Genomic DNA, 17279 nt, shown 5'->3' with positions numbered 1-17279 from the left:
GTCGTCGCGACCGCCGAGCCGCCGGGCCGCGGCGGCCGCCTCGGGCGACGCGGTGACCGCGCCGATGCAGGGAACCATCGTCAAGATCGCGGTTGTGGACGGTCAGACCGTCGCCGAAGGCGATCTCCTGGTCGTCCTGGAGGCGATGAAGATGGAACAAACGATCACCGCGCACAAGGCTGGCGCGGTCGTCGGCCTCAGCGCCGAGATTGGTCACGTGGTGACCAGCGGAACCGCTATCTGCGAGATCAAAGCCCTGTCGTAGCTCCGATCGGAGAAAGGGACGATGAGAATGCACAGCACGTTGATCGTGGCCCGGATGGAACCAGGTTCCAGCGCCGACGTCGCCGCGCTCTTCGGCAGGTTCGACGAGACCGAGATGCCGCACCGCATGGGCACCCGGCGGCGTCAGCTGTTCATGTACCGGGGGCTCTACTTCCACCTCCAGGACTTCGATACCGACAACGGTGGGGAGCTCATCGAGGCGGCGAAGACCGACCCGCGGTTCGTCGCCATCAGCGAGGACCTGAAGCCGTACATCGAGGCCTACGACCCGTTGACCTGGCGGTCCCCGGCGGACGCGATGGCGACCAGGTTCTACCGGTGGGAAGCGTCCGCGTGACCGGGCGCAGGGTGGTCATCACCGGGGTCGAGGTGCTCGCGCCCGGCGGTACGGGCACGAAGGCGTTCTGGGAGCTGCTCGCGGACGGGCGCACGGCGACGCGTCGGATCAGTTTCTTCGACCCGAGCCCGTTCCGGTCGAGGGTGGCTGCGGAGATCAATTTCTCGCCGGAGGAGCACGGGCTGAGCCCGCAGGAGACCCGGCGGATGGACCGGGCGGCGCAGTTCGCCGTGGTGGCCGCGCGGGGCGCGGTCGCGGACAGCGGAATCGAGATCGACGAGTTCGATCCGTACCGGGTCGGGGTCACCGTCGGCAGCGCGGTCGGCGCGACCATGGGCCTGGACGAGGAGTACCGGGTGGTCAGCGACGGCGGCCGGCTGCACCTGGTGGACCACGGGTACGCCGTCCCGCACCTCTACAACTACCTGGTCCCGAGCTCGTTCGCGGCCGAGGTGGCGTGGACGGTCGGCGCCCAGGGGCCGACCGGGGTGGTCTCCACCGGCTGCACCTCCGGCATCGACTCGGTCGGCTACGCGGCGGACCTGATCCGGGAGGGCTCGGTCGACGTCATGGTCGCCGGCTCGTCGGACGCGCCGATCTCCCCCATCACCATGGCCTGCTTCGACGCGATCAAGGCGACGACGCCCCGGCACGACGACCCGCCGACCGCGTCCCGGCCGTTCGACGGCAGTCGCAACGGCTTCGTGCTGGGCGAGGGGGCGGCCGTGTTCGTCCTGGAGGAGCTGGACGGGGCGGTGCGCCGGGGTGCGCACATCTACGCGGAGATCGCCGGGTACGCCACCCGCAGCAACGCGTACCACATGACCGGTCTGCGCCCCGACGGGCTGGAGATGGCCGAAGCGATCCGGGTCGCGCTGGACGAGGCCCGGATGAACGGCGACGAGATCGACTACATCAACGCGCACGGCTCCGGCACGAAGCAGAACGACCGGCATGAGACCGCGGCCTTCAAGCACAGCCTCGGCGACCACGCCTACCGCACTCCCGTCAGCTCGATCAAGTCCATGGTCGGCCACTCCCTCGGCGCGATCGGGTCGATCGAGATCGCCGCCTCGATCCTGGCGATGAAGCACAACGTGGTTCCCCCCACCGCCAACCTGCACACCCCGGACCCCGAATGCGATCTCGACTACGTGCCTTTGCATGCCCGGGACCACGTCACCGATGCGGTGCTCACCGTCGGGAGCGGATTTGGAGGTTTCCAGAGCGCGATGGTGCTCGCCCGATCCGACAGGAGAGTCGCATGACCGCAGCCGTGGTGGTGACGGGCCTGGGCGTCGCCGCCCCGAACGGTCTCGGGACCCGCGCCTACTGGGCCGCCACCCGCGCCGGGAAGAGCGGGATCGCCCGGATCACCCGGTTCACCCCGGACCAGTACCCGGCCCGGCTGGCCGGTGAGGTTCCCGGGTTCGTGGCCGAGGAACAGCTGCCCAGCCGACTGCTGCCGCAGACCGACCGGATGACCCAGCTCGCCCTGGTCGCCGCCGACTGGGCGTTGGACGACGCGGGCATCCGGCCGCAGGACCTGTCCGCGTTCGACATGGGCGTGATCACCGCGAGCTTCTCCGGCGGCTTCGAGTTCGGCCAGGGCGAACTGGCGAACCTGTGGGGCAAGGGCAGCCAGTACGTCAGCGCGTACCAGTCCTTCGCCTGGTTCTATGCCGTCAACAGTGGCCAGATCTCGATCCGTAACGGCATGAAGGGCCCCAGCGGGGTGGTGGTGGCCGACCAGGCGGGCGGCCTCGACGCGGTCGCCCAGGCCCGGCGCCAGATCCGCAAGGGCACGAACCTGATCGTCTCCGGCGCGGTGGACGCCACCATCTGCCCGTGGGGCTGGGTGGCCCTGCAGTCCAGCAACCGGCTGAGCACCTGCGAGGAACCGGCACTCGCGTACCGACCGTTCGACGAGGGGGCCAGGGGCCACGTGCCCGGCGAGGGCGGCGCGATCCTGATCCTGGAGTCCGCGTCGGCCGCGCGCGCCCGGGGCGCCCGGGTGTACGGCGAGATCGCCGGGTACGGCGCGACCTTCGATCCGCGCCCCGGCTCCGGTGGGGAACCCGCGCTCCGGGCCGCGATCGAACTCGCGCTGGTCGACGCGGGGGTTGCCGCGGCCGAGGTGGACGTGGTGTTCGCCGATGCCGCCGGTGAGCCCGAGCTGGACCGGGCGGAGGCGGACGCCCTCGCCGCGGTCTTCGGGCCGCGGGCGGTGCCCGTCACCGCGCCCAAGACCATGACCGGCCGGCTCTACTCCGGTGCCGCCCCGCTCGACCTGGCGGCGGCGTTCCTGGCCATGGAGGAAGGGCTGATCCCGCCGACAGTCAACGTCGACCCGGTCGCGGAGTACCAACTCGACCTGGTGGTGTCCGCGCCCCGGCCCGCGGAGCTACGCACCGCGCTGGTCGTGGCGCGGGGTCACGGCGGGTTCAACTCCGCGATGGTGGTCCGCTCCGACCGCGCCGAGTGACACGTGCCGTAGCACCACGAGTGAACCCATCGGAAGGAAGAGACAGATGTCCGAACTGCTCACCCTGACCCAGCTGAAGCAGATCCTGCGCGAGGTCGCCGGCGCGGATGAGGGAGTCAACCTCGACGCCGACATTCTCGACACCAGCTTCCAGGAGCTCGGGTACGACTCGCTCGCCCTGCTGGAGGCGGGCAGCCGGATCGAGCGCGAGTACGCGGTGTCCCTGGACGACTCGACCATCACCGACGTGACCACCCCCCGGGCGCTGCTCGACGTGGTCAACGCCGCCCTGACCCGGGCCTGACGGAAGGAACGCATGATGACGGCACAGGAACAGCGGGTGGCCGTGGTCACCGGCGCGACCAGCGGGATCGGACTCGCGGTCGCCCGGCTGCTGGCCAGCCAGAACCACCAGGTGTTCATCGGGGCGCGCACCCCCGAGTCGGTGACCTCGACGGTCAAGCAGCTCCGCGAGGACGGCCTGGACGTCGACGGCGCCCCGGTCGACGTCCGTTCGGCCGACGCGGTCCGGGACTTCGTCGCCGCGGCGGTGACCCGCTTCGGCACGATCGACGTACTGGTCAACAACGCCGGACGCAGCGGTGGCGGGGTGACCGCGGACATCGAGGAAGAACTCTGGTCCGACGTGATCGAGACCAACCTGAACAGCGTTTTCCGGGTCACGCGCGAGGTGCTCAACGCCGGTGGCATGCGGCACAAGGACCGGGGCCGGATCATCAACATCGCCTCGACCGCGGGCAAGCAGGGCGTGATCCTGGGCGCGCCGTACTCCGCGTCCAAGCACGGGGTGGTCGGCTTCACCAAGGCGCTCGGCAACGAACTGGCCCCCACTGGCATCACGGTCAACGCGGTCTGCCCCGGGTACGTGGAAACGCCCATGGCGCAGCGGGTCCGGCAGGGGTACGCCGCCGCGTACGAGACCACCGAGGACGCGATCCTCACCAAGTTCCAGGCGAAGATCCCGCTCGGTCGCTACTCCACCCCGGAGGAGGTCGCCGGCCTGGTCGGCTACCTGGCCTCGGACAGCGCCGCCTCCATCACCTCGCAGGCGCTGAACGTCTGCGGCGGTCTCGGCAATTTCTGATCCCGTACAAGAGGAGCCTGACATGTCGCAGTCCACCCCGCGCGAGGTAGAGCACGACATCACCATCGCCGCCCCGGCGGAGGCGGTGTACCGGCTGATCGCCGAGGTCGGGAACTGGCCCCAGGTGTTCCCGCCGACCATCTTCGTGGACCACGTCGAGCGGACGCCGCGCAGTGAACGGATCCGGATCTGGGCCACCGCGAAGGGCGAGGCGAAGAACTGGACCTCCCGCCGCGAGCTCGACCCGGACGCCCTGCGGATCACCTTCCGCCAGGAGGTCTCCGCCCATCCGATCGCGGCGATGGGTGGCGCCTGGCACTTCGAGCCGGTGTCGGAGAACGAGACGAAGGTCCGACTGTTGCACGACTACCGGGCGGTCGACGACGACCCGGAGCACCTGGCCTGGATCGACGAGGCGGTGGACCGCAACTCGCGGTCCGAACTGGACGCCCTCAAGCGGATCGTGGAGGCCGCGGCGGCCACCGCGGAGCTGACCTTCGAGTTCACCGACACGGTCCAGATCAACGGGTCCGCGAAGGACGTGTACGACTTCATCAACGACGCCCACCTGTGGGCCGAGCGGCTGCCGCACGTGGCCATGGTGGAACTCACCGAGGACGTACCCGGCCTGCAGACCCTGGAGATGGACACCCGGACCAAGGACGGCTCGACCCACCGCACCAAGTCCTACCGGGTCACGTTCCCGCACCAGCGGATCGCGTACAAGCAGATCACGCTGCCCGCGCTGATGACCGTGCACACCGGCGTGTGGACGTTCACCGAGAACGAGGCGGGGGTGGCCGCGTCCTCGCAGCACACCGTGGTGCTCAACCCGGACAACATCGCCGGCGTTCTCGGCCCGGCGGCCGGGATCCCGCAGGCCCGCACGTACGTCCAGAACGCGCTGAGCACCAACAGCCGGGCCACCCTGGGCTACGCCAAGGACTACGCCGAGCGGAACCGCTGAGGCCATGGACACCCGGATCGTCGTCGTCGGGGCCGGACCCGTCGGGCTGATGCTCGCCGGTGAGCTGCGCCTCGGCGGTGCCGAGGTGATCGTGCTGGAACGTCGGGAGCGACCGACGACCGAGTCGCGGGCCTCGACGCTGCACGCCCGCACCATGGAGATCCTGGCCAGCCGGGGCCTGCGGGCGATGTTCGGCGATCTGCCGCACGAGCCGCGCGGGCACTTCGGTGGCATCCCGATGGATCTCACGCTGCCCAGCCGATTCTCGGGGCAATGGAAGGTGCCGCAGACCCGGACCGAGGAGCTGCTCGGCCGGTGGGCGGTCGACCTGGGCGCTGACGTGCGCCGGGGCTGGGCGGTGCGGGCGGTCACCGACGACGGTGGCCAGGTCACGGTCGAGGCGGACACCCCGACCGGGGTCCGCACCGTGCGCGCCGCCTACCTGGTCGCCTGCGACGGACAGGACAGCACGGTGCGGAAGCTGACCGGCGCCGAGTTCCCGGGCTGGCCCGCGACCCGCGAACTGCTCCGTGCGGACGTACGCGGCCTGGATATCCGCAACCGCCGGTTCGAGCGACTGGACCGGGGGATGGCGGTGGCCGCGCGTAATCCGCAGGGCGTCACCCGGGTGATGGTGCACGAGTACGGCCGCGAGGTCCCCGACCGCTCGGCGGAACCGGACTTCGCCGAGGTCTCGGACGTGTGGAAGCGGGTCACCGGGGAGGACATCAGCGCCGGCGAACCGATCTGGGTCAACACGTTCGACGACGCCAACCAGCAGCTCACCTCGTACCGCCACGGTCGGGTGCTGTTCGCGGGTGACGCCGCCCACGTGCAGATGCCGATCGGCGGGCAGGCGCTGAACCTGGGTCTTCAGGACGCGGTCAACCTCGGTTGGAAGCTCGCCGCGCAGGCGCGGGGGACCGCGCCCGAAGGGCTGCTCGACACGTACCACGACGAGCGGCACGCGGTCGGCCGGCGGGTGCTGGCCAACATCCGGACCCAGGCGAAGCTGCTGCTCGACGACGCCTCGGTCGAACCGGTGCGGGCCCTGCTCGCCGAGCTGGTGCCGGCGGAACACAACCGTGCGCTGCTGGCCGGAATGATCAGCGGGCTGGACGTGCGGTACCCCGGGGGCCCGGAGGACCACCCCGCCGTGGGTACCCGGGTGATCGATCTGGATCAGCGGGACGGCCAGGGGCTGCTGGCGGTGCCCGGCAGATCCTTCGCCCGGCTCGCCCGTCCGTGGGCGGGTCGGGTGCGCCCGGTGTCGACACCGCCGCTGATCGCTCACGGGGACGCCGTGCTGATCCGCCCGGATGGCCACATCGCCTGGGTCGGCTCGGCGCCACACCGGGCACGGGCAGCGCTCACGCGTTGGTTCGGCCCACCCGCCGCGATGGCGGACAACGACAATCCGGAGAAGGGACACCCCAGTGGACACTGAGGTAATCATCGTCGGCGCCGGACCCACCGGCCTGATGCTCGCGGGGGAACTGCGCCTCGGCGGGGTCGAGGTCGTCGTGGTGGACAAGCTCGCGGCGCCGACCGGCCAGTCCCGTGGTCTGGGCTTCACCGCCCGCACCATGGAGACCTTCGACCAGCGGGGCATCCTGCCCCTGTTCGGTCCGCTGGAGACCAGCCCGATGGGCCACTTCGGCGGGATCCAGTTCGACTACAGCGTGTTGGAGGACGGCCACTTCGGCGCCCGGGGCATCCCGCAGTCGCAGACCGAGGCGGTGCTGGAGCAGTGGGCCACCGGCAAGGGCGCGCAGCTGCGCCGCAGTTGGGAGCTGCTGGGCCTGGTCGACGAGGGGGACGGGGTCCGGGCCACCTTCACCACCCCGGACGGTGAGCGGGAACTGCGGGCCGCGTTCCTGGTCGGCTGCGACGGCGGGCAGAGCACGGTCCGCCGGCTGGCCGGGTTCGAGTTCCCGGGTACCCCGGCGACCCGGGGCATGTACCTGGCCGATGTTGTCGGGTGTGGGCTCAAGCCCCGCTTCCTGGGCGAGAAGCTGCAGGGCGGCATGGTGATGGCCGCCCCGCTGGGCCCGCAGGTGGACCGGATCATCGTCTGCGAGCACGGGACCCCGGCCGGCGACCGGGGCCAGGAGACCACGTTCGAGGAGGTGGCGGACGCCTGGGAGCGGATCACCGGAGAGTCGATCAGGCACGGTTCCGCGGACTGGGTCAGCTCCTTCACCGACGCCACCCGGCAGGCCAGTGAGTACCGGCGCGGCCGGGTCCTCCTCGCCGGGGACGCGGCGCACATCCACCTACCGGCCGGTGGGCAGGGGCTGAGCACCGGTGTGCTGGACGCGGTCAACCTGGGCTGGAAGCTGGCCGCGACCGTGCGCGGCTGGGCCCCGGAGGGCCTGCTGGACACGTACCACGCCGAACGGCACCCGGCCGGCGTCCGCCTGCTGATGAACACCCGCGCCCAGGGCATGATCTTCCTCGGTGGCGAGGAGGCGGACCCGCTGCGCGAACTGTTCACCGAGCTGATCGCGAACGACGACAACAAGCGCCACCTCGCCGGCATCGTCAGCGGCCTGGACATCCGGTACGACCTGGGCGACGGGGACCACCCGCTGCTCGGCAGGCGGATCCCGCCGCGCAGGCTGACCACCGCCGACGGCGAGACCAGCACCCAGGAACTGCTGCACGACGGCAAGGGCGTGCTCCTCGACCTGACCGACGACCCGGGCGTGCGGGCGGTCGCGGCCGGCTGGCCGGACCGGGTGATCGTCGCCACCGGCCGGGAGAGCGGCACGTCGTCGCTCGGCGGCGGCGCCCTGCTGGTCCGTCCTGACGGGTATGTGGCCTGGGCCGGCGACGAACCGAAGGACCTCGACGTCGAGTTGCGCCGTTGGTTCGGCAACCCCGTGGACGTCGGGTCGTGAGGTCACGATGACCACGGCGGTCGCCACCGCGGTCCGGGTCCGGCCGATCACCCTCAACGCTGCCGGGATCACCCTGTCGGCGCTGCTGGGCACACCGGCCGGCCCGGCACGCGGGACGATCCTGGCGTTGCACGGCGCGGGGATGAGCGCGGCGTACTTCCACGGGCTGGCCGACCCGGGCACCTCCCTGCTCCGCCTCGGGGCGCAGCTGGGCATGACCGTGCTCGCGCTCGACCGGCCCGGGTACGGGCACTCCGCCGCGCACCTGCCGGACGGGCAGTACCTGGCGGACCAGGCCGCGACGGTGGCGGCCGCGGTGCGGGACTTCGCCGACCGGTACCCGGTCGGGGCGGGTCTGGTCGTGCTGGGGCACTCGTTCGGCGGCAAGGTGGCCCTGACCCTGGCCGGCGGCGGCGCGGTGCCGGACCTGCTCGGCCTGGACATCTCCGGCTGCGGCCACCGCTACGCGGTGCCGGACGCGGACCTGCCCGGCGCGGGCGCCGGCCGGACCAGGGTCGCCAGCTGGGGACCGCTGGGGCTGTACCCGCCGAGCACGTTCCGCGAGAGCAGGACCGTGGTCGCGCCGCTGCCCGCCCGGGAGACGGAGGAGGCGGGCCGTTGGCCGCGGACCTTCCGGGAGCTGGCCCCGGCGGTCCGCGTGCCGGTCCGGTTCACGTTCGCGGAGTACGAGCCGTGGTGGCGGCACGACCCGGAGACCCTGGCCGACCTGCGGTCCCACCTGGGGGCGGCGCCCCGGGTGAGCACCGAGCGGCAGGTGCACGCGGGCCACAACATCAGCCTCGGCCGGACGGCCCGCTCCTACCACCTGCGGGTCATCGGATTCGTCGAGGAACTCATCGCGGTGAGGGGGATATGAGGTGAACCATCTCGCGGACACGAAGGACCGGCTCGCCGAACTGAGGGAGGTCAAGCGGCTGGTGTCCGCCGGACCGGACCCGGCCGCGACCGAGCGGCAGCACGCCAGGGGGAAGCTGACCGCCCGCGAGCGGATCGACCTGCTGATGGACAAGGACTCCTTCAGCGAGGTGGAACCGCTGCGGCGGCACCGGGCCACCGGGTTCGGGCTGGAGGACCGGCGTCCGTACACCGACGGGGTCATCACCGGCTGGGGCACGGTGTACGGCCGGACCGTGTTCGTCTACGCGCACGACTTCCGCATCTTCGGCGGTGCGCTGGGTGAGGCACACGCGCAGAAGATTCACAAGATCATGGATATGGCGATCGCCGCCGGGGCTCCGCTCGTCTCGTTGAACGACGGCGCGGGCGCCCGGATCCAGGAGGGCGTGGTGGCCCTCGCCGGGTACGGCGGGATCTTCCAGCGCAACACCCGGGCCTCCGGGGTGATCCCGCAGATCAGCGTGATGCTCGGCCCGTGCGCCGGGGGCGCGGCGTACTCGCCCGCGCTCACCGACTTCGTGTTCATGGTGCGGGACACCGCGCAGATGTTCATCACCGGCCCGGACGTGGTCGCCGCGGTGACCGGCGAGCGGGTCAGCCAGAACGCGCTCGGCGGGGCCGACGTGCACGGCGAGGTGTCGGGCGTGGCCCATTTCGTGCACGACGACGAGCGGGCCTGTCTGGAGGACGTCCGCTTCCTGCTGTCAATGCTGCCGCTGAACAACCGGGAGACGGCGCCGGCGGAGGCGACCGACGACCCGGCGGACCGGCGGTGCGACCGGCTGGTCGATCTCGTGCCGACCGACGGCTCCCGTCCGTACGACATGCGTGACGTGATCGAGGAGCTCAGCGACGCCGGGCACCTGCTGGAGGTGCACGAACGGTGGGCGACCAACGTGGTGGTCGCCCTGGGCCGGCTGGACGGGCAGGTGGTCGGCTTCGTCGCGAACCAGCCGCAGGCGCTGGCCGGCGTGCTGGACATCCGGGCCAGCGAGAAGGCGGCCCGGTTCGTGCAGTTCTGCGACGCGTTCAACATTCCGCTGGTCACGCTGTTGGACGTGCCGGGCTTCCTGCCCGGAGTGGATCAGGAGCACGGCGGGATCATCCGGCACGGGGCGAAGCTGCTCTACGCGTACTGCAACGCCACCGTGCCACGGATCTCCCTGGTGCTGCGCAAGGCGTACGGCGGCGCGTACATCGTGATGGACTCGCGCAGCGTCGGGGCGGACCTCTCGTACGCCTGGCCCTCGAACGAGATCGCGGTGATGGGTGCCGAGGGCGCCGCGAACGTCATCTTCCGCCGGCAGATCGCCGCCGCCGAGGATCCGCAGGCGACGTACGCCCAGCTGGTGCGGGAGTACAAAGAGGAACTCATGCATCCGTACTACGCGGCGGAGCGGGGCCTGATCGACGACGTGATCGATCCGGCGGAGACCCGGATCGTGCTGATCCGGGCGTTGCGGATGCTGACCACGAAGCACGCCGAACTGCCTGCCCGCAAGCACGGCAACCCACCTCAGTAGGAGGCCTTCCGTGGACACGCTGTACCGGATCATCGACGCCGAGCTCGCGCCGGACGAGCTGGCGGCCCTGACCGTGGTGCTGATGGCGCGGGCCGCGATCGGCGACGACCGCCACCCTCCGCGTCACCGGCGCCGGACCCGGATCCACTGGCGCCGTCTCGGACCGGGCGGCGAGTACCGCAGTCCGGTGAGCTGGCGCTGACCAGGACCACAACGAAAGGCGACATAGTGCGACGTTTGTTTACCTCCGAGTCGGTCACCGAGGGCCACCCGGACAAGATCGCTGACCAGATCAGCGACGCCATCCTCGACGCGCTGCTGGCCCAGGATCCACGCAGCCGGGTGGCGGTGGAGACGCTGATCACCACCGGGCAGGTGCACGTCGCCGGCGAGGTGACCACCACGGCGTACGTGGACATCCCGACCATCGTCCGGGAGACCATCCTCGACATCGGGTACGACTCGTCGACGAAGGGCTTCGACGGGGCGTCCTGCGGGGTGAGCGTCTCGATCGGCTCGCAGTCGCCGGACATCGCCCGGGGCGTGGACAGCGCGATCGAGCTGCGGGCGGAGGGCTCGGCGAGCGAGTTCGACGTCCAGGGCGCGGGTGACCAGGGCATGATGTTCGGGTTCGCCTGCTCCGAGACGCCGGAGCTGATGCCGCTGCCGATCGCCCTGGCCCACCGGCTGGCCCGCCGGCTCTCCTCCGTCCGCAAGGAGGGCGCGATGCCCTACCTGCGGCCGGACGGCAAGACCCAGGTCACCGTCGAGTACGACGGCCTGCGCCCGGTTCGGCTGAACACGGTGGTGGTCTCCAGCCAGCACGCCGGCGACGTCTCGCTGGAGACCCTGCTCACCCCGGACGTGCGGGAACAGGTGGTGGAACCGGAGCTGGCGGAGCTCGACCTCGCCTCGGACGGGTACCGGCTGCTGGTGAACCCGACCGGCCGGTTCGAGATCGGTGGCCCGATGGGCGACGCCGGGCTGACCGGCCGGAAGATCATTGTGGACTCGTACGGCGGGTACGCCAGGCACGGCGGCGGCGCGTTCTCCGGCAAGGACCCGTCGAAGGTCGACCGGTCCGGCGCGTACGCGATGCGGTGGGTGGCGAAGAACGTCGTCGCGGCCGGGCTGGCGGAGCGCTGCGAGGTGCAGGTCGCGTACGCGATCGGCATGGCCCACCCGGTGAGCCTGTTCGTGGAGACCTTCGGCACCGAGAAGGCCCCCGTGGACGAGATCGAGCGAGCGATCAGGCAGGTCTTCGACCTGCGCCCCGCCGCGCTCATCCGGGATCTGGGCCTGCTCCGGCCGATCTACCGGCAGACCGCGGCGTACGGCCATTTCGGGCGCGACCTGCCGGACCTGAGCTGGGAACGTACCGACCGCGCGGAGGACCTCAAGTCCGTGATCGGGTAGGCGAACGGGCGTGCGGCGCGTGCCTGCCCGCCGCACGCCCGTCCCGCCGCGACGCCCGATGGCAAGCCACCTTTCGGTGGTCATCGATGTTCGCCGTTCGGCCGTTGTGGTGGTCGGCGGAAGCTGTGACGCTGTGCGCGCATAGATGACGGTCACGGCTTGGAGGGTGTGCGATGGCGGAGGGCCCGCGTTGGAACTGGGAAGACCCGCAGGAGCTGTCGACGACGGTCGACTCCTTCACCGCCGATCTCGCCCGCTGCGAGAAGCTCGAACTGGTCGCCGAGGCGCCGGTGTTCACCCGCCAGTTGCTGGCGGAGCTGGGCATCAGCGGCGTCGAGTTCGCCGCCTTCAGGACCGAGCACCCCGAGGGCCTGGGCAGCGACCTGGTGGGGCCGCACACCGACGACGCGACGACGCGGCGGGGCGGCATCTACCGGGTCGACGGCACCGCGTACTTCGCCGAGATGGACATCTCGGAGCCGTTGCCGTTCGCCGACGGGGCCGTGGACTGGGTGTACGCCGAGCACCTCATCGAGCACGTGTCGCTGACCGTCGGCATCGCCTGGCTCGCCGAGGTGCGTCGCGTCCTCGCGCCCGGCGGACTGCTCCGCCTGACCACCCCGGACCTGCGGGTGTACGCGGAGAGCTACGTCAACGGCGACAAGTTCTTCGGCAGGCACCGCCGCCGGATGGGGCTCGCCCTGCGGGGCATCGCGCCGGACATGCCGGCGCGCGGCGCGTTCATGTTCAACCAGCTCTTCTATGTGTACGGCCACCGGTGGATCTACGACCTGGAGGAGTTGCGGCACGCCCTGACCGAGGCCGGGTTCGACCCCGGGGCCATCGTCGTGCGCGCCTTCCGGGAGGGCGCGCGGCCCGACGTCGCCAACCTCGACCAGGTGATGCGCAACGACGAGTCCATCTACCTCGAGGTCACCGCCTGAGCGAAGCGGACCATGTTGCCGGCCGGGTCGCGGAACGCGCAGTCGCGCACGCCGTACGGCATGTCGATCGGCTCCTGCATCACCTCGGCGCCGGACTCGCGGATCCGCTCGAACAGGTCGTCCACGTTGTCGGTGGTGAAGACCAGCCCGGACAGCGACCCCTTGGCCAGCAGCGAACGCAGGTTCCGCGCGTCCTCCGGCGGCCGGCCGACGCCGACGGACTGCAGGACGATGCCCAGCTCCGGCTGGTCGGCGGGACCGACGGTCACCCAGCGGCCGTACTCGGTGTCGACGTCGTTGCGGACCTCAAGGCCGAGCGCGTCGCGGTAGAAGGCCAGCGCGGCCTCGTGGTCGTCCACTTCGAGAAAGGTGTGCTGCAGCGACAGGTTCATGCCCTCACGCTAGGCGGTGCGACCGACCTGCGCTTCCTCGTTCGTGCTCGGCCGCCGGACCGGCCGGGTGATGACCTTGGCCCAGCAGGCCGGGACGGGCGCGAGCGCCGCGTGGTCGCGGGCCCGGTAGGCGCTCGGGCTCTCGCCGACCAGCTCGGTGAAGCGGGAGCTGAACGAGCCGAGCGAGGTGCACCCGACCGCCATGCAGACCTCGGTCACGCTCAGGTCGCCCCGGCGCAGCAGCGCCTTGGCCCGCTCGATCCGGCGGGTCATCAGGTAGCTGTAGGGCGTCTCCCCGTACGCCGCGCGGAACTGACGCGAGAAGTGCGCGGGGGACATCAGCGCCGCCCGCGCCATCGCCGGCACGTCGAGCGGGCGCGTGTACTCCCGGTCCATCAGGTCGCGGGCTCTGCGCAGGTAGACCAGTTCCTCAGGCGTCACAAGACCAGCATCGCACGCCCGGCGCGCCGTAGAGTCGGAGTGTGAACCGGCGCCAGATCATCATCGCCGGTGGGCTCCTCGTCGCCGTCGTCGAGTTGATCGTGAGCATCTGGTGGCCGGTGCCGGTGTATCTCGGTGGCTTCGGGGTCGTCGTGCTCCTGTTCATCTTCGGGATCGTGGCGGCCTGGCGACGGAACGGCCGGCCACCGGCGACCTTTCTCATCGACGAGCGGCCCCCCGCCTTCCGTACCCCGGTGTATGCCAACGGTCTGCTCCTGGGCCTGGCGGCGCTGCAGTTCCTGGTGATCTTCCTGGCGGGGATCAGGGAGGGCTGGGTCTCCGCCCTCGGTGTGTTGATCTTCGGCGGACTGCTTGTCGGGCACTGGCGGACCTTGTGGTGCGGCACGGGCCTGACGCTGCGCCCGGACGGGATCGAGGCCGCCAAGTCGGCCGGCACGATGACGATCCCCTGGGCGGCGCTCGGGATCACGCAGCCGGGTCGTGGCGACGCGTGGTGGCAGATCAAGCTGGCGTACGTCCGACCCCACCTGGTGACCACGACCGGTTGGATCTCGGTGCGCGACGTGGTCGTCTTCGAGGGCGTCGACCCGGACCTCGTGGCGAAGGCGATCGCCACGTACGCGGCCGAGCCGGACCGCCGCGCCGCGATCGGCACCCGCGAGGAGCTCGACCGTCTGCGGGAGGGCCTGCCCACGCCGCTGCGCGGGATCCGCGAGCCCGTCGAGCCGGCGTCGGTCCGGACGACCGTGCAGCGGGTCGTCCTCGGCGTGGTCCTGCTGGCCGTCAGCGGCCTCGTCGGGTTCGGTGGCGACGAGGGCTGGCGGATGCTCGTGCTGCCGCTGAGCTGGATCGGCGCCCGGCGCCTGTATCTGGCCTATGCCGGCTGGCGGGCGAGCCGCCGGGAGAGCTCGTGAACGCGGCTGGTGCGCCGGAGCGCACCAGCCGCGATCGGGTCAGGACTGGGTGATGGTGACGTCGTCCACGCCGGCCTCGACGAGGCTGGCGCCGGAGGCGTCGGCCGCCTCGATGAGGATCCGGACGGACTGCCCCGCGTACGCGGAGACGCTCCACGAGCCCTGCGCCCAGGAGCCGTTGCGGTTGGCCGCGGCCCCCGCCTGGGTGAACAGGGCCGTCGTACCGCCGCTGTGCACGATCGAGACGCGGAGGAAGTCGGCCGTCGAGCTGTTGGACCCGTGTGCCAGGTACCACGACAGGTTCAGGTTCAGGGTGCCGCTGCCCGGCAGGGTGATCGCGGGCGAGCGGACCGAGGTCGTGCCGCCGTCGATGTCGTGGTCGCCGGCCGCGGACCCGGCGAGCGGGCCGGTGGACAGGTCGTACGAGCCGGAGACGGTGGTGCCGAGCTGCTTGGCGCCGCTGGACGTGGTGTCCGCCGGGTTGGCGCGCTCCCACGCGCCGGTGGTCGCGGTGTCCGTGCCGCTGGCGTTGGTGGTCCAGCCCGTGGCGGCCTCGAACGTGTCCGACCAGACGACCGTGGCGGGGGTGCCGGTGGCGAGCGTCCAGAGGGCGTACGCGGCCGCGTCGCCGGACCGGTTGACCACGGTGTCGGAGACGTTGCCCGGGTAGGTGTCGCACGCGCGGTGGTAGCAGGGGTCGAACGCGGTGGCCGTACCGCCCCACTTGCTGACCTGCGAGGACGTCTTGACCCGCGAGGCGCCGGCGGCGACGCCGGAGGTCTGCACGCCGATGGCGTTGAACGAGGCGTCGTCGGAGCGGCCGGCGCCCTCGGTGTTCTCCTCGGTCGGCACGCCGATCGAGTCGTAGTACGCCTTCAGGACCAGGCCGATGCTCGACGTGATGCGGTTGATGAAGTAACCGCCGTTGATGGAGCCCACCATGTCGAAGTTGAAGTAGCCCTTGATTCTGGAGCGGTCGGCGCTGGACAGGCTGTTGGCGTAGTACTCCGAGCCGTTGAGCCCCTGCTCCTCGTCGGTCCAGAAGCCGAACCGGACGTGGTTGCGCAGCGTCGGGTTGGTCCTGGCGAGGGTGAGGGCGAGTTCGAGGACGGTGGCTGTGCCGGACGCGTTGTCGTTGATGCCCGGGCCGGCCGACACGCTGTCGAGGTGCGCGCCGAACATGTAGACGTTGTTCGTGTCACCGCCGGGCCAGTCGGCGATCACGTTCGGGCCGGCGCCGGAGGTGCAGCCGGAGGCGCAGGTCTGCCGCACGACCGTGTAGCCGGCGGCCGTCAGCTGGTTGACCACGTAGTTGACCGACGCCGTGTAGCCGGCGGTGGTGGAGCGCCGGGTGCCGCCGTTGGCCGTCGCGATGCTCTGGAACTGCTGCATGTGCGCTTTCTGGTTGGCGAGCGACACGTCTGGGATGGCCAGCGCGGCGAGCGCCGGTGCGGCGGTGGCGGTCGCGGGTACGACCAGGGTCGCAACGGCGGTCAGGGTGATGGCCGCCAGGCTGCGCAGGATCGAGGGATGTCTCAACGCCATGCTCCTCTGTGGTGGGTTGCGCCGGGGGTTGTCGGCTGCCCGTCACGATAGGCATCGCGTTGACTACTGTGAATATAGAGAAAACCCTTGTGAGTACGCCGGACGGCGCCGGCCGCGGTGTCTCATCCAGGTGGCGATCATGGCGGGGGTTCGGGGCGTCAAGATCTCTGATTTGTGTGTGCAGGGGTGTGGCTGGGCTGCGCTCTGGAACACGAGACGCGATCTTCAGACTGGCGCGGACCGCTTGAACGGGAGGCGTTGGTCACTTGATCTAGGTGGTGCGGGGTTCCTGCCGGTAGCCTGGTCAGCGCGAAGGGGAGTAGCTCCCAACGTGGCGGTCGACATACTGGCGTGATCCCGCGCCCGGCCGCCCGACCTCGCCGACCGGTGGTCGGCGGGGTGAGCGAGACCTTCGACTCAGGCAGGAATGCCGGGTCGAGGCTCTCGCGCGTCCGAACCCGGTGACCACACCCCGGGAGGACAAGGCATTCATGGACGGCTTCTGGACCGCGCTCGCGGTCAGCTTCGGCGTGATCTTCGTGGCGGAGCTGGGTGACAAGTCGCAGCTCATGGCGATGACGTTCGCGACCCGGTTCCGGGCGCTCACGGTGATCACGGGCATCACCATCGCGACCGCGCTCGTGCACCTCGTGTCGGTGGGCGCCGGCGTCTGGCTCGGCGCCACGATCCCCACCGGCCCGGTCAGCCTCATCGCCGGCCTGGCGTTCCTCATCTTCGCGGCCTGGACGCTGCGCGGCGACTCCCTCACCGAGGAGGAGAAGTCCAAGGCGCAGCGCAGCAGGGGCTCGGCGCTGCTCGCCGTCGGCGGCGCGTTCTTCCTCGCCGAGCTGGGCGACAAGACGATGCTCGCCACGATCACGCTCGCCACCCAGCACGGCTGGTTCGGCACGTGGATCGGCTCGACCGTCGGCATGGTCGCGGCGGACGCGCTCGCCATCGGCGTGGGCCGCCTGCTCGGCCGTCGACTGCCGGAAAAGGCCATCAGGTACGGCGCTGCCGCGCTCTTCGCGATCTTCGGTCTCTGGCTGATCGTGGAGGCGATCGCCGAGCTCGCGTGACGCC

19 protein-coding genes are annotated in these 17279 nt (G+C 71.0%); 16 read left to right on the top strand and 3 right to left on the bottom strand.

Going from position 1 to position 17279, the window contains the following annotated elements; genetic code table 11:
- The 14 genes from ABD211_RS31765 to ABD211_RS31700 all read left to right on the top strand — a co-directional run.
- Positions 1-265 (top strand): biotin/lipoyl-containing protein (locus ABD211_RS31765; RefSeq protein WP_344139977.1); only part of this gene is annotated, 265 nt, incomplete at its 5' end.
- A 27-nt stretch (positions 266-292) separates the two neighbouring features.
- Positions 293-622 carry a TcmI family type II polyketide cyclase gene (locus ABD211_RS31760; protein ID WP_344139974.1) on the top strand — a complete coding sequence of 110 codons (330 nt, stop codon included), beginning with the start codon at positions 293-295 and terminating at the stop codon, positions 620-622.
- Positions 619-1890: a beta-ketoacyl-[acyl-carrier-protein] synthase family protein gene (locus ABD211_RS31755; RefSeq protein WP_344139971.1), complete on the top strand. Its 1272-nt coding sequence runs from the start codon at positions 619-621 to the stop codon at positions 1888-1890. Before ABD211_RS31760 ends, ABD211_RS31755 begins: the two co-directional genes overlap by 4 nt.
- Positions 1887-3107, top strand: a complete 1221-nt coding sequence (locus tag ABD211_RS31750; protein ID WP_344139968.1) for a ketosynthase chain-length factor — start codon at positions 1887-1889, stop codon at positions 3105-3107. Before ABD211_RS31755 ends, ABD211_RS31750 begins: the two co-directional genes overlap by 4 nt.
- A gap of 46 nt (positions 3108-3153) precedes the next feature.
- On the top strand, positions 3154-3411 hold the full coding sequence (locus tag ABD211_RS31745) for an acyl carrier protein (RefSeq protein ID WP_344139965.1): 258 nt from the start codon (positions 3154-3156) through the stop codon (positions 3409-3411).
- A 15-nt stretch (positions 3412-3426) separates the two neighbouring features.
- Positions 3427-4212, top strand: coding sequence for a 3-oxoacyl-ACP reductase FabG (fabG, locus tag ABD211_RS31740; RefSeq protein WP_344139963.1), 786 nt, complete (start codon positions 3427-3429; stop codon positions 4210-4212).
- A 22-nt stretch (positions 4213-4234) separates the two neighbouring features.
- Positions 4235-5179: an aromatase/cyclase gene (locus ABD211_RS31735; RefSeq protein ID WP_344139961.1), complete on the top strand. Its 945-nt coding sequence runs from the start codon at positions 4235-4237 to the stop codon at positions 5177-5179.
- A gap of 4 nt (positions 5180-5183) precedes the next feature.
- The gene (locus ABD211_RS31730; protein WP_344139958.1) at positions 5184-6626 is read left to right on the top strand and encodes an FAD-dependent monooxygenase; all 1443 of its coding nucleotides are present in this window, start codon (positions 5184-5186) and stop codon (positions 6624-6626) included.
- Entirely contained in the window at positions 6616-8082 is a 1467-nt protein-coding gene (locus ABD211_RS31725; protein ID WP_344139955.1) for an FAD-dependent monooxygenase, read from the top strand. Before ABD211_RS31730 ends, ABD211_RS31725 begins: the two co-directional genes overlap by 11 nt.
- A gap of 7 nt (positions 8083-8089) precedes the next feature.
- Positions 8090-8959 carry an alpha/beta hydrolase gene (locus ABD211_RS31720; RefSeq protein ID WP_344139952.1) on the top strand — a complete coding sequence of 290 codons (870 nt, stop codon included), beginning with the start codon at positions 8090-8092 and terminating at the stop codon, positions 8957-8959.
- 1 nt (position 8960) lies between these two features.
- Positions 8961-10523 carry an acyl-CoA carboxylase subunit beta gene (locus tag ABD211_RS31715; RefSeq protein WP_344139949.1) on the top strand — a complete coding sequence of 521 codons (1563 nt, stop codon included), beginning with the start codon at positions 8961-8963 and terminating at the stop codon, positions 10521-10523.
- 10 nt (positions 10524-10533) lie between these two features.
- Positions 10534-10725, top strand: a complete 192-nt coding sequence (locus tag ABD211_RS31710; RefSeq protein WP_344139946.1) for an acyl-CoA carboxylase epsilon subunit — start codon at positions 10534-10536, stop codon at positions 10723-10725.
- Positions 10726-10748: 23 nt separating this feature from the next.
- Positions 10749-11939, top strand: coding sequence for a methionine adenosyltransferase (metK, locus tag ABD211_RS31705; protein WP_344139989.1), 1191 nt, complete (start codon positions 10749-10751; stop codon positions 11937-11939).
- A gap of 173 nt (positions 11940-12112) precedes the next feature.
- A complete protein-coding gene (locus tag ABD211_RS31700; RefSeq protein WP_344139943.1) occupies positions 12113-12883 on the top strand; it encodes a class I SAM-dependent methyltransferase in 771 nt (256 codons plus the stop codon).
- Here the strand turns inward: ABD211_RS31700 and ABD211_RS31695 are convergent.
- A complete protein-coding gene (locus ABD211_RS31695; RefSeq protein ID WP_344139940.1) occupies positions 12862-13275 on the bottom strand; it encodes a VOC family protein in 414 nt (137 codons plus the stop codon). The genes ABD211_RS31700 and ABD211_RS31695 overlap by 22 nt on opposite strands.
- A 9-nt stretch (positions 13276-13284) precedes the next feature.
- Positions 13285-13671, bottom strand: a complete 387-nt coding sequence (locus ABD211_RS31690; RefSeq protein ID WP_344139986.1) for a helix-turn-helix transcriptional regulator — start codon at positions 13669-13671, stop codon at positions 13285-13287.
- A gap of 86 nt (positions 13672-13757) precedes the next feature.
- Between ABD211_RS31690 and ABD211_RS31685 the strand changes: the two genes are divergently transcribed.
- On the top strand, positions 13758-14651 hold the full coding sequence (locus tag ABD211_RS31685) for a hypothetical protein (protein WP_344139937.1): 894 nt from the start codon (positions 13758-13760) through the stop codon (positions 14649-14651).
- A 39-nt stretch (positions 14652-14690) separates the two neighbouring features.
- On the opposite strand, the gene ABD211_RS31680 is transcribed toward ABD211_RS31685, so the two are convergent.
- Entirely contained in the window at positions 14691-16175 is a 1485-nt protein-coding gene (locus ABD211_RS31680; RefSeq protein WP_344139983.1) for a M20/M25/M40 family metallo-hydrolase, read from the bottom strand.
- Positions 16176-16687: 512 nt separating this feature from the next.
- Here ABD211_RS31680 and ABD211_RS31675 point away from each other — a divergent pair.
- Complete coding sequence (locus ABD211_RS31675) at positions 16688-17275, top strand: TMEM165/GDT1 family protein (RefSeq protein ID WP_344139935.1); 588 nt, start codon at positions 16688-16690, stop codon at positions 17273-17275.
- Positions 17276-17279: the final 4 nt, after the last annotated feature.

It is taken from the genome of Luedemannella flava (assembly GCF_039528515.1).
GTDB lineage: Bacteria > Actinomycetota > Actinomycetes > Mycobacteriales > Micromonosporaceae > Luedemannella > Luedemannella flava.
The sequence above is the reverse complement of the archived record's forward strand: the minus strand, read 5'-3'. Positions and strand labels throughout refer to the sequence as shown.